Below are 22660 nucleotides of genomic sequence, written 5' to 3'. Positions count from 1 at the left end.
CTATCAACAGGAGTGAAGTTTTAGCATGGCTACCATTCAAACAATTGTTGCACGTGAGATTATGGATTCACGTGGGAATCCAACCATTGAAGTTGATGTCACTTTGAGTGACGGCAGTATGGGGCGCGCAGCGGCCCCAAGCGGCGCCTCTACCGGCTCACGCGAGGCCTTAGAATTGCGTGATGGCGATAAGCAACGCTATTTAGGTAAGGGTGTGTTGCAAGCGGTTGCCAACGTGAACGAACGTATCGCCCCCAAACTGCAAGGCGCGGAAGCAAGCGCACAAGCCACCATCGATCAAATCATGCTTGATCTTGATGGCACAGAAAACAAAGCAAACTTAGGTGCCAACGCGATTTTGGCGGTTTCTTTAGCCACCGCAAAAGCTGCTGCACAAAGTGCGGGGCTGCCGTTGTACGCGCACATTGCTCAGTTGAACAATACGGCTGGTCATTACAGCATGCCATTACCGATGATGAACATTCTCAATGGTGGTGAGCATGCAGATAATAACGTTGATATCCAAGAGTTTATGATTCAGCCGGTCGGCGCCGCAAGTTTCCGCGAAGGTCTGCGCATGGGGGCTGAGATTTTTCATGCCCTGAAAAAAGTTTTGCAACAACGTGGTCTCAGCACGGCGGTGGGTGACGAAGGTGGTTTTGCACCGAACTTAAGCTCCAATGAAGAAGCTTTACAAGTGATTGTCGAGGCGGTTGAAATCGCTGGCTATCAGATGGGCAGCGACGTCACCTTGGCGCTTGATTGTGCCGCTTCTGAATTCTATCGCGATGGTAAGTATCACCTCAGTGGCGAGGGTAAATCTTTCACTGCGGCGGAGTTTGCTGAATACCTCGCAGGTCTGTGCGCGCGTTATCCGATCATTTCAATTGAAGACGGTCTCGACGAAAGTGACTGGGACGGTTGGAAAATTCTCACCGAGCGCCTCGGCGACAAGGTGCAATTGGTGGGCGATGACTTGTTTGTAACCAATACCAAGATCCTGAAGCGCGGTATTGATGAACAGATTGGCAATTCGATTTTGATCAAGTTCAACCAGATCGGCAGCCTTACCGAAACCTTGGCCGCCATTCGCATGGCAGCTGAAGCTGGCTTTACTGCGGTTATTTCACATCGTTCGGGCGAAACTGAAGATGCAACCATTGCCGATCTAGCGGTAGGTACCGCTGCGGGCCAGATCAAAACCGGGTCCTTATGTCGCTCGGATCGTGTTGCCAAGTACAACCAATTGCTGCGTATTGAGCAAGAACTTGGTGAACAGGCTCCTTATCGTGGTCGCGCTGAAGTGCGTGCGGCGAACTAAGCACGATCGCTGACGTGAGTCGCTATGGTGGATAAACAACGCGATATATTCGAAGTTGTTGCTGAGCAGCCGGGTCAAGGCCCGGCTGCTTTTCCTGAATTATGTACTGCGCTCTATGAGCGTGAACTGCAATTTCTCGCCAGTCTCCACGTCCAATCTGCTGCGGGTTTGCAGCGTCGACTCAAAAGTCTTAGTTACTACGTGCAAAATGCTGCACGGGCAATGCTTACCAGCTCATGTCCCTGTGAGCTAGACGTGCAAAATGCCAGTTGGCAAGCGCCACAAAAGACCAAACTTAAAGCTACTGCGACGCTAGCGAGTAAATTAGAAAAATGGCTTACCAGCGCAACCAACAAAAGCAATGCGGATGGTAAAGCCCTGCTTGGCATGAGTGTGCCTGTCCTCAATTTTGACCCACGGCTGCAACAAGTACGCCTCGATTCGATTGACCGTGTCGATGTGCAAGGACGTCGTGTGCATTGTAACGAATCCGGTTGGTTTACTTTTACCGGCGAGAGTTGTGAAACCATGGGTGATCATCTGATTCTAGCGAAACCAGAGCGCGCTTGGTTGATACCCGCGGTGTGCGGACATCAATGGTCACACAAAGGTAGAACCGATCCGCGTACACTGTCGTTGCGTGAATTATTGCTCGCCACTACCATCGATTGGCGTCAACTAACCTAGTTAACGCGTCAACAACACCACGACGCCAGCCCCTATGACAAGCAATAAGGTCAAACGGCGGAATAAAGACTCGGGTAGTAAAGGGCTTAAACGATGGCCCAAATAGGTACCAGCGATGGCCCCCATGAGTAACACCATTAAATAGCCCCAATTGGCGGCTGCATATGCGCCTTGAAGCGAGAACGAGGTGACGTTGGTGAGTCCTAAGACTAAGAAAAATAAGGTTAAGGTTGCGCGAAAACTGGTGCGATCAAGACGATTCGCGGTCAGGAACAGCACCACCGGCGGACCGCCTAAGGTTAAAGCGCCGTTGGCAAAGCCAGACGCCAGCCCAATCAAACTTTGTTGTCGCTTGCCAGCACCGGCTCGGATCTGCAGGCCAAACCAGAACAACGCGCCGACACTGATGACAAAAATAGCTAAACCTAGTTGTAGCCAAGTTAACGGCAGTTGCGCCAATGCCCAATTACCGATAAGTGTGCCGATCACGCCACAAGCAAGTAAGGCAAGCCATTTGCGCGGGGCTAAATAATGCCTGAGTAACCAACATAAATAGAGTGCCATCACCACATTTATGATGGATAGTAGCGGGGTGAGCTGTGGCAAGGGGATGAGTAAACTCAGTAATGGCACAGCGACAAGGCCCGATCCGAATCCGGTAATTCCTTGTAAAGAAGCTCCCGCAAACATAATCAGTGCGATAAGGTAATAGTCCATGTTAGCCTTGAATAACTTGGTTCAGCGAAAAAGCACGGTATACTTACAACATATTATCATGCGAGTGAAGCGATGCGCCTGTTAAAACTCTTCTTAGTGCTGCTTTTGGTAGCCCTGCAATATCGACTCTGGTTTGGCGACAACAGCTTGCCAGAATACTGGCATTTGCAAGAAGAAGTGGCTCGACAGGCGGAAACCAATGAGAAATTAAGGCAGCGTAATCAGGTACTGATTGCCGATATCGAGGATCTTCGTGAAGGGGAGATCGCACTCGAAGAGCGGGCTCGCAATGAATTGGGTTTAATAAAGCAAGACGAAACCTTTTTCCGTTTAGTTCCTACACAAACGAATCAATATGACGATAACTAATGCTGTAGCGGCTGTCGTGCCTGCCGCAGGCGTCGGCAGTCGAATGCAGTCAGAAGTGCCGAAGCAATATTTCAAACTCGGTGACCGGACTGTCTTGCAATGGACCTTGCAGGCATTACAACAAGACCCACGCATTCAGCACATTTTTGTGGCAACGCAAGCAACAGATCCGTATTTCGCCGAACTGACGTTACCTAGTGGTATCCAGCTGACGCGCGTCGATGGCGGCGCTTCGCGAGCAGCGTCAGTGGCGGCGGGCGTGCAGGCCGCGCAAGCCGCAGGATATACTTGGGTTGCAGTGCATGATGCGGCGCGGCCGTGTTTAAGCGCTGCCGAACTGACTGCGGTCATTGACGCTGCGATCGCCGATGCAGTAGGCGCTATTTTAGCACTGCCGGTCGCCGATACCTTAAAGCGCAGCGTTGATGGTCGCCATATTGCGCAGAGTGTTGAGCGGACGCAATTGTGGCAGGCGCTCACCCCGCAGGTCTTTCGCAGTGCCGACTTGCTTGCCGGGTTACAGCAGCTAGGCACCGATCATCCCGCCTTGACCGATGAAGCGTCCGTATTTGAGTTGCTCGGCAAGCAACCGCAATTAGTCCTCGGTCGGCGACAAAACCTAAAGATTACCCAGCCCGGTGATGAGCATATTGCCGCGTTGTTGTTACAAGACAATCTTACAAGATAAGGAGTTTGCATGCGCATAGGGCATGGCTACGATGTACACAAATTTGGGAGTGACAAGCCATTGTTGCTCGGTGGTGTAGAAGTTCCGTACGAACAAGGTCTGCTCGCACATTCGGATGGCGATGTGGTCTTGCATGCAATCACTGACGCGCTGCTTGGCGCGCTTGCCAAAGGTGATATTGGCCATCATTTTCCTGATACCGATGCGGCCTACGCCGGTGCCGACAGTGCAAACCTGCTACAACAAGTAGTGGATATGGCCCATGGTGAGGGGTGGTTACTTGGTAACCTTGATGTCACCATCGTCGCCCAAGCTCCTAAATTAGCGAATTTTATTGCTGCTATGCGGCAGCGCATCGCCGCATTATTTAAAGCTGATATTGCATGCGTGAATGTGAAGGCAACCACCACTGAGAAGCTTGGCTTTGTGGGGCGTAAAGAGGGTATCGCCTGTCATGCGGTGATCTTAGTCAAGGCCAACACTGATGCTTGAAGCGATTTTGCAAAACGCCGAATTCTTGCACGGCAAACCGACCCTTCAAGCGCGTTTCCGCCAGCAGGCGGAGGACTTTCAAGTTGTTGAACAACTCGAAGTTGGCGACGATGAGGAGGGCGAGCACCAGTGGCTTTGGGTTTACAAAAAAGGTGCGAATACGACCTTCGTTGCAGGTCAAATAGCGGCTTTTGCTGGTGTTAGTGAGCGTGACGTAAGTTATTCTGGACTCAAAGATCGTCATGCGGAAACCTGGCAGTGGTTTTCCATTCAATTGCCTGGTAAGCCTATGCTCGATTGGCAGCAGCTCGAGCATCCAGAATTTCGTATTGAACGCGCGGTAAAACAAAGTAAAAAGCTGAAATCTGGGTACCATCGTGGCAATCAGTTTTGTTTAACTTTGCGTGACGTGAGTGATGTAGCTGCGCTACAACAACGTTGGCAATTACTATGTGAGCAAGGTGTGCCCAATTATTTTGGCGAACAGCGATTTGGTCACAACGGCCAAAACTTGAGTAAAGGGATTGCCTTTGTCACCGGTGAAATGAGTGGCAAACAACGTAAGAAAATCCGTCGTCCGCAACAAAGTCTATTGCTGTCGGCGGTACGAAGTGCCATTTTTAATGCCGTTGTCAGCAGCCGAATTCAAACTCAGCGGATGCAGCCGGAACTACAGGATTTCATGCTTTTGGCGGGATCTCGCTCATTCTTTAAGGTTGAAGTGGTTGATGATGCGTTGTTGGCGCGTTGGCGCAGCGGTGATATTGAGTTATCGGCGCCCTTAGCTGGCGGTTGGCGCGAGCCATGGCAGGAACATTTGAGCCCATTTGAGCATGAACAGCTGCAACACTATGAGGCAATTCTTGCTGGATTAAAGCGGCAACGAGTCGATTTGGGTCGCCGCGCAGTGCTATTGCGCCCACAAGAGACAACTTTTACCGAAATGAACGCAGACACAGTAGAATTGAAGTTCACATTGAAGCGTGGCAGTTTCGCGACCAGTGTCTTGCGCGAACTATTTACTCCACTTGAGAATAAGGTGAATAAAGATGATGAAATTATTGGTCAGTAATGACGATGGTGTGCACGCTCCAGGCATTGCTGCGTTGTACCAAGCGCTGAATGAAATTGCTCAGGTTCGAGTGATTGCACCGGATCGCAATTGTAGCGGTGCCAGTAATTCACTAACGCTACACAACCCACTGCGGGTGCAGCGTCTTGCCAATGGTTTTTATTCGCTCAACGGCACACCTACGGATTGCGTGCATCTTGGGACTAACTCACCGTTGGCAGACGATGTAGATTTAGTGGTCTCGGGCATTAATGATGGTCCTAACATGGGCGATGACGTGCTCTATTCAGGCACTGTTGCTGCGGCAATGGAGGGACGTTACATGGGCTTACCAGCCATTGCGGTATCCATGGGTTCCCGTAGCGAAGATTACTACGATACAGCCGCACGTGTGGTTGCCGATATCGTTAACCGGATGGCGGAACAGCCCCTGCGTTTGGATACGATTTTAAATATTAATGTGCCAGCTGTACCTTACGACCAGCTCAAGGGAATTAAAGTCACGCGTTTAGGGCGTCGTCATCGTGCTGAGACCATGGTCGAAGACACTGACCCATTTGGCCGTAAAATCTACTGGTATGGCCCCATTGGTGGACATCAAGACGACGGCGAAGACACCGACTTTTATGCTGTTCGCGAAGGTTATGTATCGATCACTCCGATAAGTCTCGACATGACGGCGCGCAAACACCAAGATACATTGCAAGACTGGCTAAAATAAAAACAAGAAAAACCACGACATGATTCAAAACTTTCAGGGAATGGCAAAGCGCTTGGTCGCTTTGTTACGGCAGCAAGGTATCACTAATGAACACGTGCTGCAGGTAATTCAAGCGACGCCACGGCAGCAATTTATGCCGGAATCGCTGGCCCATAAAGCCTATGAAAATACCGCGCTGCCAATTGGTAAAGGGCAGACCATTTCGCAACCCTTGATGGTGGCTTCAATGACCCAGTTATTGATGCAGCACGAGTGCAAAAATGTGCTGGAAATTGGTACCGGTAGTGGCTACCAAACCGCGATCTTGGCGCAATTGGTTGAGCGTGTTTATTCGGTGGAGCGTATCGCCGAATTGCAATATCAAGCGAAACGACGACTGAAGCAGCTAGATTTGCACAACATTAGTATGCGCCACGGCGACGGGTGGCAAGGTTGGCAAAGCAAAGCGCCCTTTGATGGCATTATTGTGACCGCTGCGGCGAGCGATATTCCGCACGCGCTGATGGAACAGCTAGCCGATGGAGGCGTGATGATCATTCCAGTAGGGACTGTGCGCCAACGTTTGGTCGTTATTCGGCGGTTTGGTGATGATTTTGAACATAAGCAGCTTGGTGATGTCAAATTTGTACCTTTGGTGCCAGGGAGTTTGGCATGAAGTTGTTTAGTACTCTCTACGACCGAGTCTTACAGTGGTCACAACACCGCCGTGCACCCTCGATTCTCGCGGCATTGAGTTTCTCGGAGTCGGTGATCTTTCCGATCCCGCCTGATGTCATGCTTGCCCCAATGGCAATGACCCAACCCCAGCGCGCATGGTTTTTCGCATTTATCACCACAGTTGCGTCGGTATTAGGTGGGATTGCCGGTTATTGGCTGGGATATTTTGCTTTTGATCCTGTAGTCATGCCACTCATTGAGTGGGCAGGCTATGAAGACAAACTCGAACATGTAACGGGGTGGTTCCGCGAATATGGTTTCTGGATCATTTTTATTGCCGGGTTTTCGCCGATCCCTTACAAGCTTTTTACGGTCACAGGCGGCATGTTGCAGGTGTATTTTTTGCCGTTCGTGTTAGGCTCGGTGATAAGTCGCGGCTTACGTTTCTACTTAGTCGCTTGGTTGCTACGTACTGGCGGCCCGCAAATGGCGATTCGGTTGCGCAAGTATGTCGATCGCATTGGCTGGGCGTTAGTTGGAGTGGCGGTAATCGCTTATGTATGGACGCAAGTTTAGCGTTGTCGGAACAGTCATCTTAGTGTTCGCTTTGGTCGGCTGTGCACAGCGCCAAGCGCCGGCGCCAGTCGAACGCGTCTATCGTGGTCCGACGATTCATGACTTTGAAGCAAATAGTTTAAGTGGCGATCGTTATACCGTTCAGCGTGGCGACACACTCTATTCCATCGCGTTTCGTGCCAATGTCGATGTGCGTGCGCTCGCGCGCCTCAACAATCTCGGCGAACCTTATACTATTTATCCCGGTCAATCATTACGTTTGCGCGCCGCAACGCGCCAAACAACTGGCGCAACCAGCACGACGGGCGTTGATTCTGGCGCCAAGAAAGAGTATGTTGAGGATAAAAGTAAAGAAAAGGTTACGAGAAGGTCAACTGAACCAGCACCTGAACGCCGTGCGACAACGCCAACCTTAGTACCTTCGCAACCGCGTGATGTATTTCCGGCAAGCAATGCGATCAACTGGCGCTGGCCGAGCAAAAATCAGGTGATTAGAGGCTTCTCAACTGCTGCCGCGGGTAATAAAGGGCTTGATTTCGGTGGTAGCAAAGGCGATCCGGTTTATGCAGCAGCAGCAGGCAAAGTAGTTTATGCAGGCAATGCTCTAAAAGGGTATGGTAATTTAATTATCCTGAAACATAACGATGATTATATAACTGCGTACGCCCATAACGACCGATTACTGGTCAGTGAACAACAATGGGTCAGCGCAGGGGATGAAATAGCCGTAATGGGCGATACCGATGCCGAACAGGTGAAGTTGCACTTTGAGGTGCGCTTTCGCGGTAAATCGGTCAACCCACGGCATTATTTACCACGGGGGTCACAATGAGTCGGACACACGACGTAGACGACATCGATGAGCAAGAGTTGATGTCGGAAATGGAAAAATCTGCGACGACCACTGATAGTAACGACGATACGGAATTTGAAGAGATTCTAGCCAATCGGGCGAAATATCAGAAGAAAATGGACGCGACTCAGATGTACCTTAGCGAGATTGGGTTTTCACCCTTGTTAACCGCTGAGGAAGAAGTCCATTTTTCACGCTTAGCGCTGAAAGGTGATAAGGCTGCTCGGTGTCGTATGATCGAGAGCAACTTGCGTTTAGTGGTGAAAATCGCTAGGCGCTATACCAATCGCGGTCTCGCCCTTTTAGACTTGGTCGAAGAGGGCAACTTAGGCTTGATTCGAGCGGTCGAGAAGTTTGACCCAGAACGCGGTTTTCGTTTTTCGACCTACGCCACTTGGTGGATACGCCAAACAATCGAACGCGCGATTATGAACCAAACGCGGACGATTCGCCTGCCAATTCACGTGGTAAAAGAACTCAACAGTTATCTACGCGCCTCACGGGAACTTGCCCACAAGCTTGACCATGAGCCTACCGCCGAGGATATCGCCGAGGAGCTCGATGTTTCAGTGGCTGATGTCAGTCGCATGTTGCGGCTCAATGAGCGCATTGCGTCGGTTGATACGCCATTGGGCGGAGATAACGATAAAGCTTTGGTCGATTTACTCACCGACGAAAGTGATCATGGCCCAGAAGGTGTGTTGCAAGATAACGACCTAAAAGAACACATCGTTGAATGGCTAGCGAGCTTGAATTCGAAGCAACGCGAGGTTCTGGCACGCCGTTTTGGTTTGATGGGCTATGAACCCGCGACCTTGGAAGATGTCGGGCGTGAGATTGGATTGACGCGTGAGCGCGTGCGCCAAATCCAAGTAGAAGCCCTGCGTCGCTTACGTGATATGTTGCGTCAACAAGGCTTGAGTTTGGACGCGCTATTTCAGGCAGATTGATTGCAGTTACGGTTTTTGAGTTAACTTGCTCTGCCACCGTGCCAGCCATTGCAAAGCTTCAAGCGGTGTCAGATGATTGACCTCTAACGCCGCTAGCTCATCAAGTAACGGGTGAGGTGTTGGCGCTGAAGGCTCCTCAGTTGCTGCCGCGGTCAAGGCAAGCTCAGCTTGCGGCATTTCATTATCTTGACGCTCGAGTTGCTGCAAAATAGCTTGTGCACGTTTCACTACCGTATTCGGTAATCCTGCTAATTTCGCCACTTGCACACCAAAACTGCGATTCGCTGCGCCATCAACCACACGATGTTCAAAGACAATGGTATCGTCATGTTCCGTGGCTTCGACATGCACATTACGACAGCCTGGCAGGCTGCCAATCGTCTGCGTGAGCTCGAAATAATGGGTAGCGAAGAGGGTAAGGGCACGATTGCGTTGCAATAGCGCTTCGGCGCATGCCCAAGCCAATGCTAGACCATCATAGGTTGAGGTCCCCCGACCAATCTCGTCCATCAGCACTAAACTGTGTTCAGTCGCATTGTGCAAAATAGTCGCGGCTTCAGTCATCTCGACCATAAAGGTTGAGCGCCCCGAGGCGAGATCATCAGATGCGCCAATACGAGTGAAGATCCGATCGATAGGGCCAAATACCGCGCGATCTGCAGGCACAAAGCTGCCACAGTGGGCCATGATGGCGCACAACGCCGCTTGCCGCATATAGGTCGATTTACCGCCCATATTGGGACCGGTAATGAGTAACATGGTTTGCTCAGCATCTAAGCGAACATCATTGGCGATAAAGGGTGTTTCTAGTTGCACCTCAATCACAGGATGGCGTGCGCCAGTCAATTCAAAGCCGTGAGCCTGACGCAATTCAGGCTGGCAATAATGATAGGCAATAGCCGATGCGGCAAAGCTATGCAGTACATCAAGCTCAGCCACAGCATTCGCCGTGCGTTGCAAGGTGGTTAGCTCGACGGCAATGGCGTCGAGTAAATTTTCGTATAACCATTTCTCGCGAACCAGCGCTCGCGATTGTGCTTGCAGCACTTTATCTTCGTAGGTTTTCAGCTCTGGAATAATATAACGTTCAACATTTTTCAGCGTTTGTCGGCGTTGATAATCGGCTGGAATCTGGGCCGCGGCAGCACGGCTTGCCTCGAGGTAATAGCCGTGAACCTTGTTGTAGCCGACTTTCAAGGTTTGAATACCAGTGCGTTGGCGTTCGCGCAGTTCGATTTGCTGTAAAAAATCGGTCGCACCGGCCGCTAATCGCCGTTGTTCATCAAGTTCTTCATCAAAACCATCGGCGATAACGCCACCATCTCGAATCAGTAAGGGGGGCTGCTCAACCAGCGCTTGTTCGAGGGTGGCACAGAGTTCTGGTAACTCATGTAAATCCTGCTGCCAGCTCGCTAACTCCTGTGCTGCTGTCAGTTCTTGTTTGAGCGTTGGCAGCGCTTGTAAGGCACTACGGAGCCGCGTCAAGTCACGCGGGCGGGCACTGCGTAGGGCCACACGCGAAAGAATTCGCTCAAGATCACCTATTTGCTTCAATTGCTTACGCAGGCTCTCGAGATCATAGGTTTGCAGCAGCGCTACGGCACGGTAACGATTGTTCAGTTGCTGCGCATCGCGCAAGGGGCGTTGCAACCAGCGGCGCAGGAGACGTCCCCCCATCGCGGTTGCGGTGCGATTCAAGGTGGCAAACAGTGAGGTGGGCGCGCCACTCATTGATTGCACTAATTCGAGATTGCGTTGGGTTGCTGCATCGAGTTGAATAGCATTGTCCGTGTGCTCCGCATGAATGCTTTGAATATGCGGTAAAGCCGCCCGCTGGGTAAGTTTGACATAGTTCAGGATGGCACCGGCGGCGCCAAGGGCACGAGACAGGTGCGAAATGCCAAAACCATCTAGGTGTTGTACTTGGAATTGCCGGCAGAGCAGAGCTTCGGCACTATCACTCGCAAACTCCCAATCAGGACGCGGGCGTACACAGCTGCTGGCAAACCACTGCTTTTGCCATTGCATGGTATCGGGATGAAGTAGCTCGGCAGGTTGTAACCGCTGTAGCTCGGCTTGCAAAGTGGTTTCATCGGCACATTCGAACACGCTAAAACGGCCGCTTGCTAGATCCAAACAAGCCACGCCAAAATGCTGTTGATAACACACCGCCACGAGTAAATTTTCACGCTGCTCTGATAACAACGCCTCATCAGTCACCGTTCCAGGTGTCAGTACCCGAATGACTTTACGCTCAACCGGTCCTTTACTGGTGGCTGGGTCACCAACTTGTTCACAGATGGCGACTGATTCGCCCATTTGCAGCAGCCGTGCTAAATAATTTTCGGCAGCGTGATAGGGCACACCGGCCATTGGAATAGGTTTGCCGTTGCTAGCGCCACGTTGGGTAAGTGAAATATCCAACAACTCAGCTGCTTTGCGCGCGTCGTCATAAAAGAGTTCGTAAAAGTCACCCATACGATAGAACAAAAGCGTATCAGCATGTTCTGCCTTGATGCGTAAGTATTGTTGCATCATCGGTGTATGTGCAGAAAAATCGAGAGAAGCAGTTGTCGCGGTCGGCATGCCTGATAGAATCCGTATAGTCGTTATTTTTAGTGGAGCTAATAACGAAAATGGTAACACAAACTCAGTTCGAACTGGCACAACAAATCGGTCAGTGGTTGCAAGCGCGTAATTGGCATATCGCGACAGCAGAGTCCTGCACAGCGGGAGGGATCGGTTATGCTTTAAGTGCTGTTGCTGGTAGCTCGGCATGGTTTGAAGGTGGCTTTATTACCTATAGCAACGCGTTGAAAATGCGAATTCTTGGCGTTTCTGAAGCGACGCTAACGCAATTTGGCGCAGTATCAGCCGAGACCGCAGAAGCGATGGCCTTAGGTGCACAACAAATGGCGCAAACAGAGTTAGCGATTGCCGTTACTGGGGTTGCTGGTCCGGCTGGCGGCACTGCGAGCAAGCCGGTGGGTTTAGTTTGGTTTGGGTTGGCACATCCCCAGGGTGTACTGAGCTGGAGTCAGCAGTTTGGCGGCGATCGAGCTGCGGTTCGTGCGGCAACAATAAGCGAAGCACTCAGCAGTTATAAAAAAATTACTTGATACTGTATAAAAACACAGTATACTCATTTTCAACGCTTTCAACAGAACGGACATCATTATGAGCAACGACAAGCAAAAAGCACTCGATGCGGCACTCGGTCAAATCGAACGTCAATTCGGTAAAGGTTCTATTATGCGTTTGGGTGATAACCAAACGATGGATATAGCTTCAGTTTCTACTGGCTCTCTAGGTCTTGATATTGCCCTTGGCATTGGCGGCTTGCCTTTCGGTCGTGTTGTTGAAATCTATGGTCCGGAATCAAGTGGTAAAACCACACTGACACTCCAGGTTATTGCTGAAGCACAGAAAGCAGGTAAAACCTGTGCTTTCGTCGATGCTGAGCATGCACTTGACCCAGTCTATGCTGAAAAACTTGGTGTTAACGTAGATGATCTACTTGTCTCGCAACCCGATACCGGTGAACAAGCACTGGAAATTTGTGACATGTTAGTCCGCTCAGGTGCGGTTGATGTGGTCATTGTCGACTCAGTTGCAGCACTCACTCCGAAGGCGGAAATCGAGGGTGAGATGGGCGACAGTCATGTTGGTTTACAAGCGCGTTTGATGTCCCAAGCTTTGCGTAAACTGACTGCGAACATCAAAAAATCGAATAGCTTATGTATTTTCATTAACCAGATTCGCATGAAGATTGGCGTCATGTTTGGTAACCCAGAAACCACCACTGGTGGTAACGCGTTGAAGTTTTACTCGTCTGTGCGTTTGGATATTCGTCGTACGGGTGCAGTGAAAGAAGGCGACGAAGTTGTGGGTAACGAAACCCGCGTAAAAGTTGTGAAAAACAAAGTTGCACCGCCATTCAAGCAAGCAGAATTCCAGATTATGTATGGTGCTGGTATTTCCAAACAAGGCGAGCTCATCGATTTGGGTGTGAAGCAAAAAATTGTCGATAAAGCTGGTGCTTGGTATAGCTATAAAGGCGATAAAATCGGTCAAGGTAAAGCCAATGCTATTAAATTCCTGACTGAGAATACTGAAATCGCTGATGAAATTGAAAAGCTGATCCGTGAGCAATTGTTAGCTAAACCGGTCAAAGCTGGTAAACAAGGTAGAGAAGCCGCTGCAGTTGCCGATAACGCGGAAATCATGGATGATGACTTGGTATAAGGTTGTCATCGAAGGAATGGAGTAATGAGTTACGTGCAAGTTGCGCTCGCTTTAGGGTCCGGAGCGGCTCGGGGTTGGTCTCACATTGGGGTGATCAACGCTTTGCAGGAAATGGGCGTTGAAATCAATATGGTTGCAGGCACATCAATCGGCTCCCTTGTGGGGGCCGGTTTTGCTTCTGGCCGTATTGCCGAAGTGGAAGAGTGGGTGCGCGATATGGGCCGTTGGCAGGTGTTTAACTTGCTTGATTTCGGTCTCAGTCATGGCGGTATCATTCAGGGCGAAAAAGTCTTTAGTCATGCACGAGAACGTTTCGGTGCAGTCTCGATTGAAGATTTACCTATTACTTATGGTGCTGTTGCCACCGATCTTTACACTGGGCGCGAGGTATGGCTGCGTAAAGGCGATATTTATCATGCGTCGCGTTCTTCGTGTGCAATGCCGGGTTTGTTAGCGCCCGCCGCGCACAATGGTCGCTGGCTGGTGGATGGCGGCTTGGTGAATCCGGTTCCAGTTTCATTGTGTCGAGCGCTCGGTGCCGATTTTGTCATCGGTGTGCATTTGAACTCGCAACTGAATACTGCTGCTATCGAAGCACGGGGTAAATTCCAACCACCAGAACCTCACCCACAAGCGGACGTACACAAACTGTCGAAATCGGAAACAACAGCGGTTGATACCGGTAAGCAAAGCGAAACCTCTGATTTAATCGGTAACGAAGAGCAGGACGACGAAGGATTTTTCAAGAATTTCTTGAGTACCTCTGGTCAATACTGGGATTCGATGAAAGAACGCTTCACTGGTCAGTCACACAAAGCGCCAGGTATGTTCGGTGTGATGGCAGGTTCTATCGATATCATGCAAGAGCGTATTACTAAGGCACGTTTAGCCGGCGATCCGCCCGATATCCTTATCCAACCTAAACTTGGACACATAGGTTTGCTGGAATTTGAACGCGGTAATGAAGCCATTGATTTGGGTTATGAAACCACGATGCGAATGAAAGATTACATCATGAGTGAGCTCGAGATGTATGCCGAGCGTCGCGGTGGTGCTGGTTAGTCGATAACTACTATGGACCCATAGCCAAAGAAAAACCGCAGGTAGTGATGCCTGCGGTTTTTTTGTGTTTAAAGCTTAATGAGTAACTTGAACGAGGTGATTAGACCTCATCCATGCGTTTTTCCATTTGCTCGAAGGTGTTGGTCAGATTCGCTGCCGGTGCTTTGGTCAGCAAGCTCACAACAATAATCGCGACGGTACAGAGAATGAACCCTGGAATGATTTCATAGACCATGCTGCTAAGCGCCGCACCGTCTTCAAGTACAGGAGCATAGATCCAGAACAACACGGTTGCCGCGCCCACTAACATACCCGAAAGTGCACCTTGCAGGTTCATCCGTTTCCAGAACAAGCTGAGAATGATAACCGGACCGAAGGCAGCGCCGAAGCCAGCCCATGCGTTAGCAACTAGACCCAAAATGGTATTTTCGGGGTTCCATGCTAAGGCAATCGCGACCAATGACACGATAAGTACCGAGATACGACCGACTAAGACCAGCTCTTTTTGGCTTGCATCACGGCGTAAAAAGGCTTTATAGAAGTCTTCTGTCAATGAGCTTGAGGTCACCAACAATTGCGACGAAATGGTACTCATGATGGCTGCCAGAATCGCAGCGAGTAAGAAACTAGCAATCAGCGGATGGAATAAGAACTGCGAGAAGATAATGAAAATGGTCTCAGCATCATTGAGCGTCATTTTGGTTTCGGCAACATAAGCAATACCAACGAAACCGGTGATCATGGCACCGATGATAGAAACTGTCATCCAAGTGATACCAATACGACGCGCTGCGGGGATGTCTTTAACCGAACGAATCGCCATAAAACGCACGATGATATGTGGTTGGCCGAAGTAGCCCAAGCCCCAGGCTAATAGCGAAATAATTCCCAAAAATGAGAGTTGATTCACTGCCGAGTCGGCTATCGAACCGTCACGGAAGAAATCAAGGAAATCCGGATTCATGGTGCGAACTTGGTCAGTCACCGAAGCAACACCGCCGAGATCAAAGATGGCGACAATCGGCACCAGAACAAGGGCGAGGAACATGATGCAGCCTTGCACAAAGTCGGTCATGCTCACCGCTAAGAAGCCACCAAACAAGGTGTAAGCACAGACCACACCGGCTGTCACCCAGAGCCCCAGACTATAGTCTAAGCCAAATGCCGAACTGGCAAACAACTTACCGCCAGCGACAAGACTTGCAGAGGTGTAAAGGGTGAAAAAGACGATGATGACCACTGATGAAAAAACGCGCAATAGACGCGCTTTGTCATTGAAGCGGTTGGCGAAGTAATCTGGAATGGTAATCGAATCATTCGCAACTTCGGTATACATGCGCAAACGAGGGGCGACGATAATGTAGTTGAGGTAAGCACCTACGACCAAACCCACTGCGATCCAAAGCTGCGAAACACCAGACATATAAATCGCACCGGGTAAGCCCATAAGCATCCAACCGCTCATATCTGAGGCGCCGGCTGAAAGGGCAGTTACACCAGGGCCTAAACGACGGCCTCCCAACATGTAACCCGATACATCATCCGTGGATTTTTTGTACGCATACAAGCCAATCCCCAGCATTGCAATGAAATAAAGCGCTAATGAAATAAGCGTACCTGTTTCCAAAGCATTACTCCTTCGTTGTTGAGTGTAAAGGCACTTTATAGTTGTTGTCCGCTTGCAACAGAGTGGCAGTTAAACTCTCTTGCGGATCGGTTATCAGTGCCTGTGTCGTTCCAAACTCGATCATTTTACCACGATGCATTATTAAGATCTTGTCTGAAACATGTTTCACGATCTCCGGCGAATGAGTAACGAAAATAAACGAAATACCCATATCTTGCTGAAGATCGAGGATAAGGTTAATGATTTGAGCTCTAATCGATGGATCGAGCGCAGCAAAAGCTTCATCAGCAACGATAATTTGCGGTTCCAAGACAATAGCGCGCGCAATACAGACCCGTTGTTGCTGTCCACTTGAGAGCATGTGCGGGTAAAAGTGATAATGCTCGGGTAGTAAGCCAACTTTGCGTAGGGTTTCAAACACACGTTTTTTGCGGTCCTCAAGACTCCCATCATGATTAAATAACAGCGGCTCAAGTAGTTGTTTACCGACGGTAATTTGCGGGTTCAATGAGCGTAAACTGTCTTGAAATATCATGCGCACGTAACGGCAACGTTGTTGGTCGGCCATCTTATCGAGTGCCTGACCATTGATAAATAGCTCGCCGCTACTGGGTTTTTCAGCACCCGCAATGATTTTCGCAATGGTTGATTTGCCAGATCCCGTTTCGCCCATAATGGCGAGGGTTTCGCCGCGTTCCAAACTAAAACTCAAAGGTTCAAGTGCACAAATACGGCGCCCCGGCAACCAACCGTCTTTGTGGGTGTAATATTTGCTGATGTTCTTTACTTCTAGCAGCTTACTCATGGTCATCTCCATCGCGCAGCGGATAATGACAGGCGAATTGCTGGCTTTTAATCTTGCGTAACGCCGGTTGCTGCACACAGGCTTTTCGTGCATAAGGGCAGCGTGGCCCGAGACGGCATCCAATCGGCATATGTTGCAAAGTGGGAATCGCACCCGTTAAGGTGGGCAAACGCGATTTCGGCTCGCTCTGTTGATGATACAAGCTCATATTGAGCATGGCTTCGGTATAGGGATGGGCCGGTGCACTCATGAGCTGTTCAGTGGGACCGGTTTCCATCAGTTGACCACAGTAGATGAGCGACATCTGTTTAGCTTCTGGAATCACCGCGGTTAAATCTTGCGTGATCATCAAAATAGACATGCCTTGGCTGGCACTGAGTTTCGTCAACAAGCGGTAAATTTGCGCCCGGGTATTCGGTTCCATTGCGGTGGTCGGCTCGTCAGCAATCAGCAATTTAGGATTGTGCGCAATCGCCATGGCAATACTTATTTTTTGCGCCAATCCTTCCGACAACTCGTGCGGATAGGCATCCATCACTTCTTCAGTATTTTTGATCCCGACACGATGCAAGAGTCGTTCGGCACGTGTTTGCCGGTCGGCACGGCGTTTTAAATAGATACCAGACAATTCACCGCGTGGAATACTTTCGCGTAGTTGGGCGCCCACTTTGTCATTGGGGTCTAGGTAGCTACTTGGGTCCTGAAAAATCATCGCCATATCGCGGCCAGTAATAATGCGCCGCGCAGCCGGATTTAGATTCAACAAATCGTATTGTCGCCACCACAAACGATCGGCAGTAATTTTCCATTTGGGATTAATAAAGCCGAGAATCGCTTTGGCGAGCAAACTCTTCCCCGAGCCCGATTCGCCAACCAAGGTGTGAATTTCACCTTCGGCAAGCTGCAAGCTAAAGCGATCGAGTACCCGTACTAAGCCTGCGTCTGTTTCTAATTCAATCGTAAGGTTACGAATATCGAGAATATTCATGATTGACGCACCCGTTCGGCAATGGCTGCACGGACGCTATCGCCCAGAATGTTAATCGACAAAATGGTGATAAACAGGGCGAGGCCCGGCAAGATCATCATCCAGGGTGATACGTAAACTTGATCAAGACTGCGGGCGAGCATGGTGCCCCACTCAGGTGCAGGTGCTTGTACACCAAGACCCAAGAAGCCGAGTGCGGCAATATCGAGAATCGCTGTCGACAGGGCAAAAGTGGTTTGCATCACCAAGCCACTGGTAATATTTGGAAATATGACTCGACTAAACATGTACCAGCGACTCACACCATTCAGGCGCGATGCGGTGACATATTCTTTGTAACGTTCATCGTAAATCGCATTGTGAACTTCATGAATAAATTGCGGTATCAAGACTAAGGTAATAGCAAACATCACGTTAAGAAGTGACGGCCCAAGAATGGCGATAATGACCAAAGCCAATAGCAATGAAGGGATAGATAAAATTACATCAAGAAAATGGTTCAGGGTCGAAGATTGCACCCCGCGTGACATGCCCGCCCAAGCGCCAATGCTGATGCCAATAACAGCGGCAATCAATACCGCTAACAGTGGGTAGCCGAGGCTATAAACTGAGCCAGCAATAATCCGCGACAGCACATCGCGACCGAGGTCATCGGTCCCAAAAAGAAAACGAATCTCGCCCTGATCGCTCCAGCTAGGTGGTTGCAGAATCGCGTCTGCGAATTGAGTATCAGGCGCGTAAGGCTGCAACCATGGCGAGAAGATCATAATCAGCAATGCAGCACAGAGAAAATAGAATGCTGCGACGGCAAATGGATTGGCATTTAAATGCAACCAAATCTGTCGTAACGGTGAAGGTTCACGATGCTGAAAGTAAATATTAGCGTTCTGCATAGAGTTCCTTCCGTACTTGCGGATAACGCCAGGCGTGATACAGCTCGACCAGCACATTCACTAATAAAATCAGCGCGGCAAAAGTGAAAAGACCCGCCTGCATAACAGGATAATCGCGCTCATAAATACTTTTTACCAGCCAACTTCCAAGTCCTGGCCAGTTAAAAATAACTTCGGTGATAATGATATTGCTCATCAAAATACTAAACATGAGGCCCAACTGCCTTACCACCGGTTGCATCGTGTTGGGCATCACGTGCCGCCATAGAATGCGTCGGTCACTTAAACCACGGGCTCGTGCCGAGCGAATATAGTTCTGTTGCATCACTTCTAACATGCTGTTGCGGGTCACCCGCATCAACATGGTGGCAGGCATCATTGCCAACACCAACACGGGTAACCACAAATGGCTGATAGCATCGGCAAAAGCGGCACTGCGATAGGGACTGTCGCTCAAGCCAATATCCAGCAAAATGGCCCCGCTGGTAACCTCGATATCGAACAATGGATTGATTTGCCCTGAGATCGGCGTCCATCCCAGTTTTACCGCAAACAATAAAATGAGTAGCTGCGCGAGCCAGAACACGGGAATCGAGTAGGCACTTAAGCTCAGCCCCATCACGAGGCGGTCAAGTGCACCACGTTGCTGTCCTGCGGCGTATAAGCCGAGCGGTGCACCAATAAGCATGGCCACAATCATTGCCAGCAGTGACAGCTCGATAGTTGCGCCAAGGAGTGGCAGCAGTTCCTGAAAAACGGGCTGTTGGGTGCTTAAGGACTGGCCCCACTCACCTCGTAGCAGGTGGCCGAGGAAGTTGCTGTATTGCGCAAGAATGCCTTGGTCGAAGCCACGCGTGGTAGTGACCAGTTGATAGTTGAGCTCGTCACTAACGCGCACGCCACTCATGTTAGTCAGCGGATCACCGGGAAAGAAATAGTTAAGTGAAAACATGAATACGGTAAGTAACCACAGCGTGATAATCAGCAACATCATCCGTCGTAGGGTGTAGCGAATCATGGCCGAGCTCCGGCTGATTCGGTCGCTGCCGCATCGACACGGCGTGCAAAGCGAAAATTAACGCCGCCATAGGCAGGTACTTCAACACCTTGGATATCGCCACGGTAGGCTTGGAAACGCATCGAGTTAGCGATAGGAATCAAGGGAACCTCGCGGTAAACCCAATTTTCGACTTCTTGATAGAGCTGCTTACGCTTAGTGTTTTCTTGTTCACGAATCGCCGCAGCCAGCAATTCATCAAATTCCGCGTTACACCAGTTGGCGCGGTTGGTGCCCACGGCGCGGGCGTTACAACTCAGGAGTGGGCGGAAAAAATTATCTGGGTCAGCATTGTCGGCGATCCAGCCAATCAGCACACTATCGTGTTCATCGCGTGCCAAACGCCGACGAAACGCATTCCACTCATAGCTCACGATTTCAGCGCGTACGCCAATTTGTGCCAAGTCTGCTTGGATCAACTCAGCCATGCGCTGAGCATTGGGATTGTAGGCGCGTTGGACCGGCATTGCCCACAATTCAAAATTAAAACCGTCAGCATAGCCGGCCGCGGCCAGCAGTTCCTGCGCATAAGCAGGATCGTAGCCATGGGTTTGGTCAACAGGACTAAACGCCCACGAGGTTTCCGGCAAAATACCCGTCGCTAAACGTGCGTTGCCGTTGTAGACATTTTGAATGATGGCTGGACGATTAATAGCATAGGCGAGGGCGCGTCGCACTCTGACATCGTCAAATGGCGGATGCTCGGTATTGAAAGCCCAGAATGCACTATTAGGGTTGACGGTGCCGCTGATGCGAATCTCATCTTCGGTATCTAGCAACGCCAATTCTTCGACTAACGGATACGGAATTACATCACATTCACCGGTAATTAGCTTTAGCATGCGCTTGTTGGCGTTTGGCGTAATGCTATAGACCAGTTGTTCGATGTGCGCAGGCGTGCGCCAGTAATCGGTGTTGCGTGTATAGCGAATCAATAAGTCTTTACGAAATTCATCAAACACGAACGGCCCTGTGCCAACCGGCTGCTGGTCAATCAAACTTGGCGTACCTCGTGCGAGTAAAGTAGCGCCATACTCGGCCGAAAGAATAATCGCGAAGTCGGTGGCGAGATTCGCTAAAAACGAGCTGTCGCTGCGGCTTAAATAGAAATCAACAGTTTGCGGGTCGACTGCGACGACGCGTTCAATCAGTCGATTGAGGCCACTGGCGGTAAAGAACGGATAATTGCCGCCGTTGACATCATGATAAGGATGCCCTTCATCAAGCCAGCGCCGGAAACTGAAAACGATATCGTCAGCGTTTAATGACCGCGTCGGGGTAAACCAAGGAGTGCTGTGAAACGCGATACCGTCACGTAATTTGAACCGGTATCGAGTGCCTTCATCTAGCGCTTGCCATGAGCTCGCTAATGCAGGAATAAAGTCTTGCTGGTCTTCGTCATAATCGAGCAGACGATCATAAAGTTGTGCTGAGGTCGCGTCTATCGTTGTGCCTGACGTACCTAGTTGCGGATTGAAGCTTTCCGGATTGCCCTCAGAGCAATAAATGAGACCATCTTTGAGCGGTTCAACCTGATTGCTTGCCTGGCTACAGGCTTGTAGCAGCAACAATGGGGTGAGCCAAGTCAGTCGCCAGAGCGTCATTTAATTCGTCGATCCATCCAATAAGGAATATTTTTTTAAATAACCACGTAATTGATGATAGGTCAGACCCAACAATTCTGCGGTTTTCTTTTGATTGAATTGTGCATGTTGCAGCGCTTGTTGTAAAACCTCAGTCTCGAATTGTGCGGCAACTTCTTTAAAATCGATCGGACCACAGTCAAAATTGACGGTTTTCAAGACATTTTCCGTATCTTGTTGTGGTTGTTGCTCGTCGTTATTAGCAGGCTTGGCTTCGGTTGTATTTGCTGCGCTTGGCTTTCGGTGCGCTGCAGCCGCCGGTCGCCATGGACTGGCGAAGGGATCAAGGGTGATCTGATCGAGCGGAATGGCACCACTGCCAAGCCGATAAACGGATCGTTCAACGACATTCTTAAGTTCACGAATGTTACCGGGCCAATGGTATTCGAGCAGGGCGTTGCGCGCTCGTTCGGTAAAGCCACTGAATAATTCATAGCCGAGTTCGCGTGCCATTTGAATTGCGAAATGTTCAGCTAGAATCAGAATGTCGTCACGGCGTTCACGCAGAGGCGGTAGGGTAATGACGTCGAACGCCAGCCGATCAAGAAGATCGGCGCGAAATTCGCCGCGCTCGGCGAGTTCAGGTAAGTCTTCGTTGGTTGCTGCAATTAAGCGAACATCAACCGAGACCGTTTTACTGCCGCCAACACGCTCGAATTCACCGTATTCAATCACGCGGAGGATTTTTTCCTGAACTAGGGCTGAGGTATTTGCCAGCTCATCAAGAAACAAGGTGCCTTGATCGGCTCGTTCGAAACGTCCTTCGTGGCGTTTTTGTGCGCCCGTAAATGCGCCGGCTTCGTGACCGAATAATTCACTTTCGAGCAAACTTTCGCTAAGGGCTGCGCAATTAAGTTTCACGTAATTTTGTTGCCACCGCTGCGACAAGAAGTGTAAACGTGCTGCGATGAGTTCTTTACCGGTGCCGCGTTCGCCAATAATGAGCACTGGTTTGTTAAGTGGGGCGATTTGTGAAACCTGCTCGAGCACGGCAAGGAAACTATTGGCTTGACCGATTAAATTATCAGCCTCGCGAGGGCGATTCATGGCAGCGTTCCTCTATTTATTATTGTACAACTGCTGAGATTGGTAAATTTCGCTAATAATTAGTGTATTTGATAACCGCTAGCATTCAAATAAAAATTTGTAATCAGGCGTAAATGAATGAAATTCAGCAAGTTAAGGCGGTTTTAAAAAAGTTGGCATGGTATCTGCATTATTTTCGATGACCGTAACA

At 49.9% G+C, this 22660-nt stretch carries 23 protein-coding genes; 14 read left to right on the top strand and 9 right to left on the bottom strand.

The features are described 5' to 3' along the window. Positions 1-25 precede the first annotated feature (25 nt). Together eno and ACJ8W9_RS03600 are read left to right on the top strand one after the other, a co-directional pair. Complete coding sequence (gene eno, locus ACJ8W9_RS03605) at positions 26-1321, top strand: phosphopyruvate hydratase (protein ID WP_411358527.1); 1296 nt, start codon at positions 26-28, stop codon at positions 1319-1321. 24 nt (positions 1322-1345) lie between these two features. Further along, complete coding sequence (locus ACJ8W9_RS03600; protein ID WP_411360422.1) at positions 1346-2008, top strand: hypothetical protein; 663 nt, start codon at positions 1346-1348, stop codon at positions 2006-2008. On the opposite strand, the gene ACJ8W9_RS03595 is transcribed toward ACJ8W9_RS03600, so the two are convergent. Beyond that, positions 2009-2725, bottom strand: a complete 717-nt coding sequence (locus ACJ8W9_RS03595) for a sulfite exporter TauE/SafE family protein (protein WP_411358525.1) — start codon at positions 2723-2725, stop codon at positions 2009-2011. Between the two features lie 72 nt (positions 2726-2797). Here ACJ8W9_RS03595 and ftsB point away from each other — a divergent pair, with 72 nt between their 5' ends. Genes ftsB through rpoS form a run of 9 tightly spaced genes read left to right on the top strand, consistent with a single transcriptional unit; the run spans position 2798 to position 9103 of the window. Beyond that, positions 2798-3094, top strand: coding sequence for a cell division protein FtsB (gene ftsB / locus ACJ8W9_RS03590; RefSeq protein WP_034729164.1), 297 nt, complete (start codon positions 2798-2800; stop codon positions 3092-3094). Further along, on the top strand, positions 3081-3782 hold the full coding sequence (gene ispD, locus ACJ8W9_RS03585; protein WP_411358524.1) for a 2-C-methyl-D-erythritol 4-phosphate cytidylyltransferase: 702 nt from the start codon (positions 3081-3083) through the stop codon (positions 3780-3782). Before ftsB ends, ispD begins: the two co-directional genes overlap by 14 nt. Before the next feature lie 9 nt (positions 3783-3791). Further along, positions 3792-4274, top strand: a complete 483-nt coding sequence (ispF, locus tag ACJ8W9_RS03580) for a 2-C-methyl-D-erythritol 2,4-cyclodiphosphate synthase (protein ID WP_411358523.1) — start codon at positions 3792-3794, stop codon at positions 4272-4274. Continuing rightward, on the top strand, positions 4267-5346 hold the full coding sequence (truD, locus tag ACJ8W9_RS03575; protein WP_411360421.1) for a tRNA pseudouridine(13) synthase TruD: 1080 nt from the start codon (positions 4267-4269) through the stop codon (positions 5344-5346). Before ispF ends, truD begins: the two co-directional genes overlap by 8 nt. Next, a complete protein-coding gene (gene surE / locus ACJ8W9_RS03570; protein WP_081909698.1) occupies positions 5324-6067 on the top strand; it encodes a 5'/3'-nucleotidase SurE in 744 nt (247 codons plus the stop codon). The genes truD and surE overlap by 23 nt, the downstream gene beginning before the upstream one ends. Before the next feature lie 19 nt (positions 6068-6086). Next, the gene (locus ACJ8W9_RS03565; protein ID WP_411360419.1) at positions 6087-6722 is read left to right on the top strand and encodes a protein-L-isoaspartate(D-aspartate) O-methyltransferase; all 636 of its coding nucleotides are present in this window, start codon (positions 6087-6089) and stop codon (positions 6720-6722) included. Continuing rightward, positions 6719-7300, top strand: a complete 582-nt coding sequence (locus ACJ8W9_RS03560) for a YqaA family protein (protein ID WP_411360417.1) — start codon at positions 6719-6721, stop codon at positions 7298-7300. Before ACJ8W9_RS03565 ends, ACJ8W9_RS03560 begins: the two co-directional genes overlap by 4 nt. Continuing rightward, positions 7281-8132: a peptidoglycan DD-metalloendopeptidase family protein gene (locus tag ACJ8W9_RS03555; protein ID WP_411358519.1), complete on the top strand. Its 852-nt coding sequence runs from the start codon at positions 7281-7283 to the stop codon at positions 8130-8132. The genes ACJ8W9_RS03560 and ACJ8W9_RS03555 overlap by 20 nt, the downstream gene beginning before the upstream one ends. Then, positions 8129-9103, top strand: coding sequence for an RNA polymerase sigma factor RpoS (gene rpoS / locus ACJ8W9_RS03550; protein ID WP_411360415.1), 975 nt, complete (start codon positions 8129-8131; stop codon positions 9101-9103). Before ACJ8W9_RS03555 ends, rpoS begins: the two co-directional genes overlap by 4 nt. Positions 9104-9109: 6 nt before the next feature. On the opposite strand, the gene mutS is transcribed toward rpoS, so the two are convergent. Then, entirely contained in the window at positions 9110-11689 is a 2580-nt protein-coding gene (gene mutS / locus ACJ8W9_RS03545) for a DNA mismatch repair protein MutS (protein WP_411360413.1), read from the bottom strand. 50 nt (positions 11690-11739) lie between these two features. Here mutS and ACJ8W9_RS03540 point away from each other — a divergent pair, with 50 nt between their 5' ends. Genes ACJ8W9_RS03540 through ACJ8W9_RS03530 form a run of 3 tightly spaced genes read left to right on the top strand, consistent with a single transcriptional unit; the run spans position 11740 to position 14410 of the window. Next, positions 11740-12222: a CinA family protein gene (locus tag ACJ8W9_RS03540; protein ID WP_411358516.1), complete on the top strand. Its 483-nt coding sequence runs from the start codon at positions 11740-11742 to the stop codon at positions 12220-12222. A 58-nt stretch (positions 12223-12280) separates the two neighbouring features. After that, the gene (gene recA / locus ACJ8W9_RS03535) at positions 12281-13348 is read left to right on the top strand and encodes a recombinase RecA (protein WP_411360411.1); all 1068 of its coding nucleotides are present in this window, start codon (positions 12281-12283) and stop codon (positions 13346-13348) included. 24 nt (positions 13349-13372) lie between these two features. Beyond that, entirely contained in the window at positions 13373-14410 is a 1038-nt protein-coding gene (locus ACJ8W9_RS03530) for a patatin-like phospholipase family protein (protein WP_411360409.1), read from the top strand. Positions 14411-14510: 100 nt separating this feature from the next. Here the strand turns inward: ACJ8W9_RS03530 and putP are convergent, their stop codons facing one another. From putP to pspF, 7 genes are read right to left on the bottom strand one after another with little or no spacing between them, the layout of a single operon-like run. Continuing rightward, positions 14511-16037, bottom strand: coding sequence for a sodium/proline symporter PutP (putP, locus tag ACJ8W9_RS03525; protein WP_411360407.1), 1527 nt, complete (start codon positions 16035-16037; stop codon positions 14511-14513). Between the two features lie 4 nt (positions 16038-16041). Then, positions 16042-16842, bottom strand: coding sequence for an ATP-binding cassette domain-containing protein (locus ACJ8W9_RS03520; RefSeq protein WP_411358512.1), 801 nt, complete (start codon positions 16840-16842; stop codon positions 16042-16044). Next, the gene (locus ACJ8W9_RS03515) at positions 16835-17830 is read right to left on the bottom strand and encodes an oligopeptide/dipeptide ABC transporter ATP-binding protein (RefSeq protein WP_411358511.1); all 996 of its coding nucleotides are present in this window, start codon (positions 17828-17830) and stop codon (positions 16835-16837) included. The genes ACJ8W9_RS03520 and ACJ8W9_RS03515 overlap by 8 nt, the downstream gene beginning before the upstream one ends. After that, positions 17827-18723: an ABC transporter permease subunit gene (locus ACJ8W9_RS03510; RefSeq protein ID WP_411358510.1), complete on the bottom strand. Its 897-nt coding sequence runs from the start codon at positions 18721-18723 to the stop codon at positions 17827-17829. Before ACJ8W9_RS03510 ends, ACJ8W9_RS03515 begins: the two co-directional genes overlap by 4 nt. After that, complete coding sequence (locus ACJ8W9_RS03505) at positions 18710-19741, bottom strand: ABC transporter permease subunit (protein WP_411360405.1); 1032 nt, start codon at positions 19739-19741, stop codon at positions 18710-18712. The genes ACJ8W9_RS03510 and ACJ8W9_RS03505 overlap by 14 nt, the downstream gene beginning before the upstream one ends. Continuing rightward, positions 19738-21384 carry an ABC transporter substrate-binding protein gene (locus ACJ8W9_RS03500; RefSeq protein ID WP_411360403.1) on the bottom strand — a complete coding sequence of 549 codons (1647 nt, stop codon included), beginning with the start codon at positions 21382-21384 and terminating at the stop codon, positions 19738-19740. Before ACJ8W9_RS03500 ends, ACJ8W9_RS03505 begins: the two co-directional genes overlap by 4 nt. Further along, a complete protein-coding gene (pspF, locus tag ACJ8W9_RS03495) occupies positions 21385-22470 on the bottom strand; it encodes a phage shock protein operon transcriptional activator (RefSeq protein ID WP_411358507.1) in 1086 nt (361 codons plus the stop codon). Between the last annotated feature and the right edge of the window lie 190 nt (positions 22471-22660).

It is taken from the genome of Pseudidiomarina salilacus (assembly GCF_047323925.1).
Classification (GTDB): Bacteria; Pseudomonadota; Gammaproteobacteria; order Enterobacterales; family Alteromonadaceae; genus Pseudidiomarina; species Pseudidiomarina salilacus.
This window is presented reverse-complemented; position numbering and strand designations above follow the sequence as displayed.

What these genes read in the sequence shown, in the direction of transcription:
- eno (WP_411358527.1), top strand. Translation starts at nt 26, where the DNA reads ATGGCTACCATTCAAACAATTGTTGCACGTGAGATTATGGATTCACGT.
- ACJ8W9_RS03600 (WP_411360422.1), top strand. Translation starts at nt 1,346, where the DNA reads ATGGTGGATAAACAACGCGATATATTCGAAGTTGTTGCTGAGCAGCCG.
- ACJ8W9_RS03595 (WP_411358525.1), bottom strand. Translation starts at nt 2,725, where the DNA reads ATGGACTATTACCTTATCGCACTGATTATGTTTGCGGGAGCTTCTTTA.
- ftsB (WP_034729164.1), top strand. Translation starts at nt 2,798, where the DNA reads ATGCGCCTGTTAAAACTCTTCTTAGTGCTGCTTTTGGTAGCCCTGCAA.
- ispD (WP_411358524.1), top strand. Translation starts at nt 3,081, where the DNA reads ATGACGATAACTAATGCTGTAGCGGCTGTCGTGCCTGCCGCAGGCGTC.
- ispF (WP_411358523.1), top strand. Translation starts at nt 3,792, where the DNA reads ATGCGCATAGGGCATGGCTACGATGTACACAAATTTGGGAGTGACAAG.
- truD (WP_411360421.1), top strand. Translation starts at nt 4,267, where the DNA reads ATGCTTGAAGCGATTTTGCAAAACGCCGAATTCTTGCACGGCAAACCG.
- surE (WP_081909698.1), top strand. Translation starts at nt 5,324, where the DNA reads ATGATGAAATTATTGGTCAGTAATGACGATGGTGTGCACGCTCCAGGC.
- ACJ8W9_RS03565 (WP_411360419.1), top strand. Translation starts at nt 6,087, where the DNA reads ATGATTCAAAACTTTCAGGGAATGGCAAAGCGCTTGGTCGCTTTGTTA.
- ACJ8W9_RS03560 (WP_411360417.1), top strand. Translation starts at nt 6,719, where the DNA reads ATGAAGTTGTTTAGTACTCTCTACGACCGAGTCTTACAGTGGTCACAA.
- ACJ8W9_RS03555 (WP_411358519.1), top strand. Translation starts at nt 7,281, where the DNA reads ATGTATGGACGCAAGTTTAGCGTTGTCGGAACAGTCATCTTAGTGTTC.
- rpoS (WP_411360415.1), top strand. Translation starts at nt 8,129, where the DNA reads ATGAGTCGGACACACGACGTAGACGACATCGATGAGCAAGAGTTGATG.
- mutS (WP_411360413.1), bottom strand. Translation starts at nt 11,689, where the DNA reads ATGCCGACCGCGACAACTGCTTCTCTCGATTTTTCTGCACATACACCG.
- ACJ8W9_RS03540 (WP_411358516.1), top strand. Translation starts at nt 11,740, where the DNA reads ATGGTAACACAAACTCAGTTCGAACTGGCACAACAAATCGGTCAGTGG.
- recA (WP_411360411.1), top strand. Translation starts at nt 12,281, where the DNA reads ATGAGCAACGACAAGCAAAAAGCACTCGATGCGGCACTCGGTCAAATC.
- ACJ8W9_RS03530 (WP_411360409.1), top strand. Translation starts at nt 13,373, where the DNA reads ATGAGTTACGTGCAAGTTGCGCTCGCTTTAGGGTCCGGAGCGGCTCGG.
- ACJ8W9_RS03520 (WP_411358512.1), bottom strand. Translation starts at nt 16,842, where the DNA reads ATGAGTAAGCTGCTAGAAGTAAAGAACATCAGCAAATATTACACCCAC.
- ACJ8W9_RS03515 (WP_411358511.1), bottom strand. Translation starts at nt 17,830, where the DNA reads ATGAATATTCTCGATATTCGTAACCTTACGATTGAATTAGAAACAGAC.
- ACJ8W9_RS03510 (WP_411358510.1), bottom strand. Translation starts at nt 18,723, where the DNA reads ATGCAGAACGCTAATATTTACTTTCAGCATCGTGAACCTTCACCGTTA.
- ACJ8W9_RS03505 (WP_411360405.1), bottom strand. Translation starts at nt 19,741, where the DNA reads ATGATTCGCTACACCCTACGACGGATGATGTTGCTGATTATCACGCTG.
- ACJ8W9_RS03500 (WP_411360403.1), bottom strand. Translation starts at nt 21,384, where the DNA reads ATGACGCTCTGGCGACTGACTTGGCTCACCCCATTGTTGCTGCTACAA.
- pspF (WP_411358507.1), bottom strand. Translation starts at nt 22,470, where the DNA reads ATGAATCGCCCTCGCGAGGCTGATAATTTAATCGGTCAAGCCAATAGT.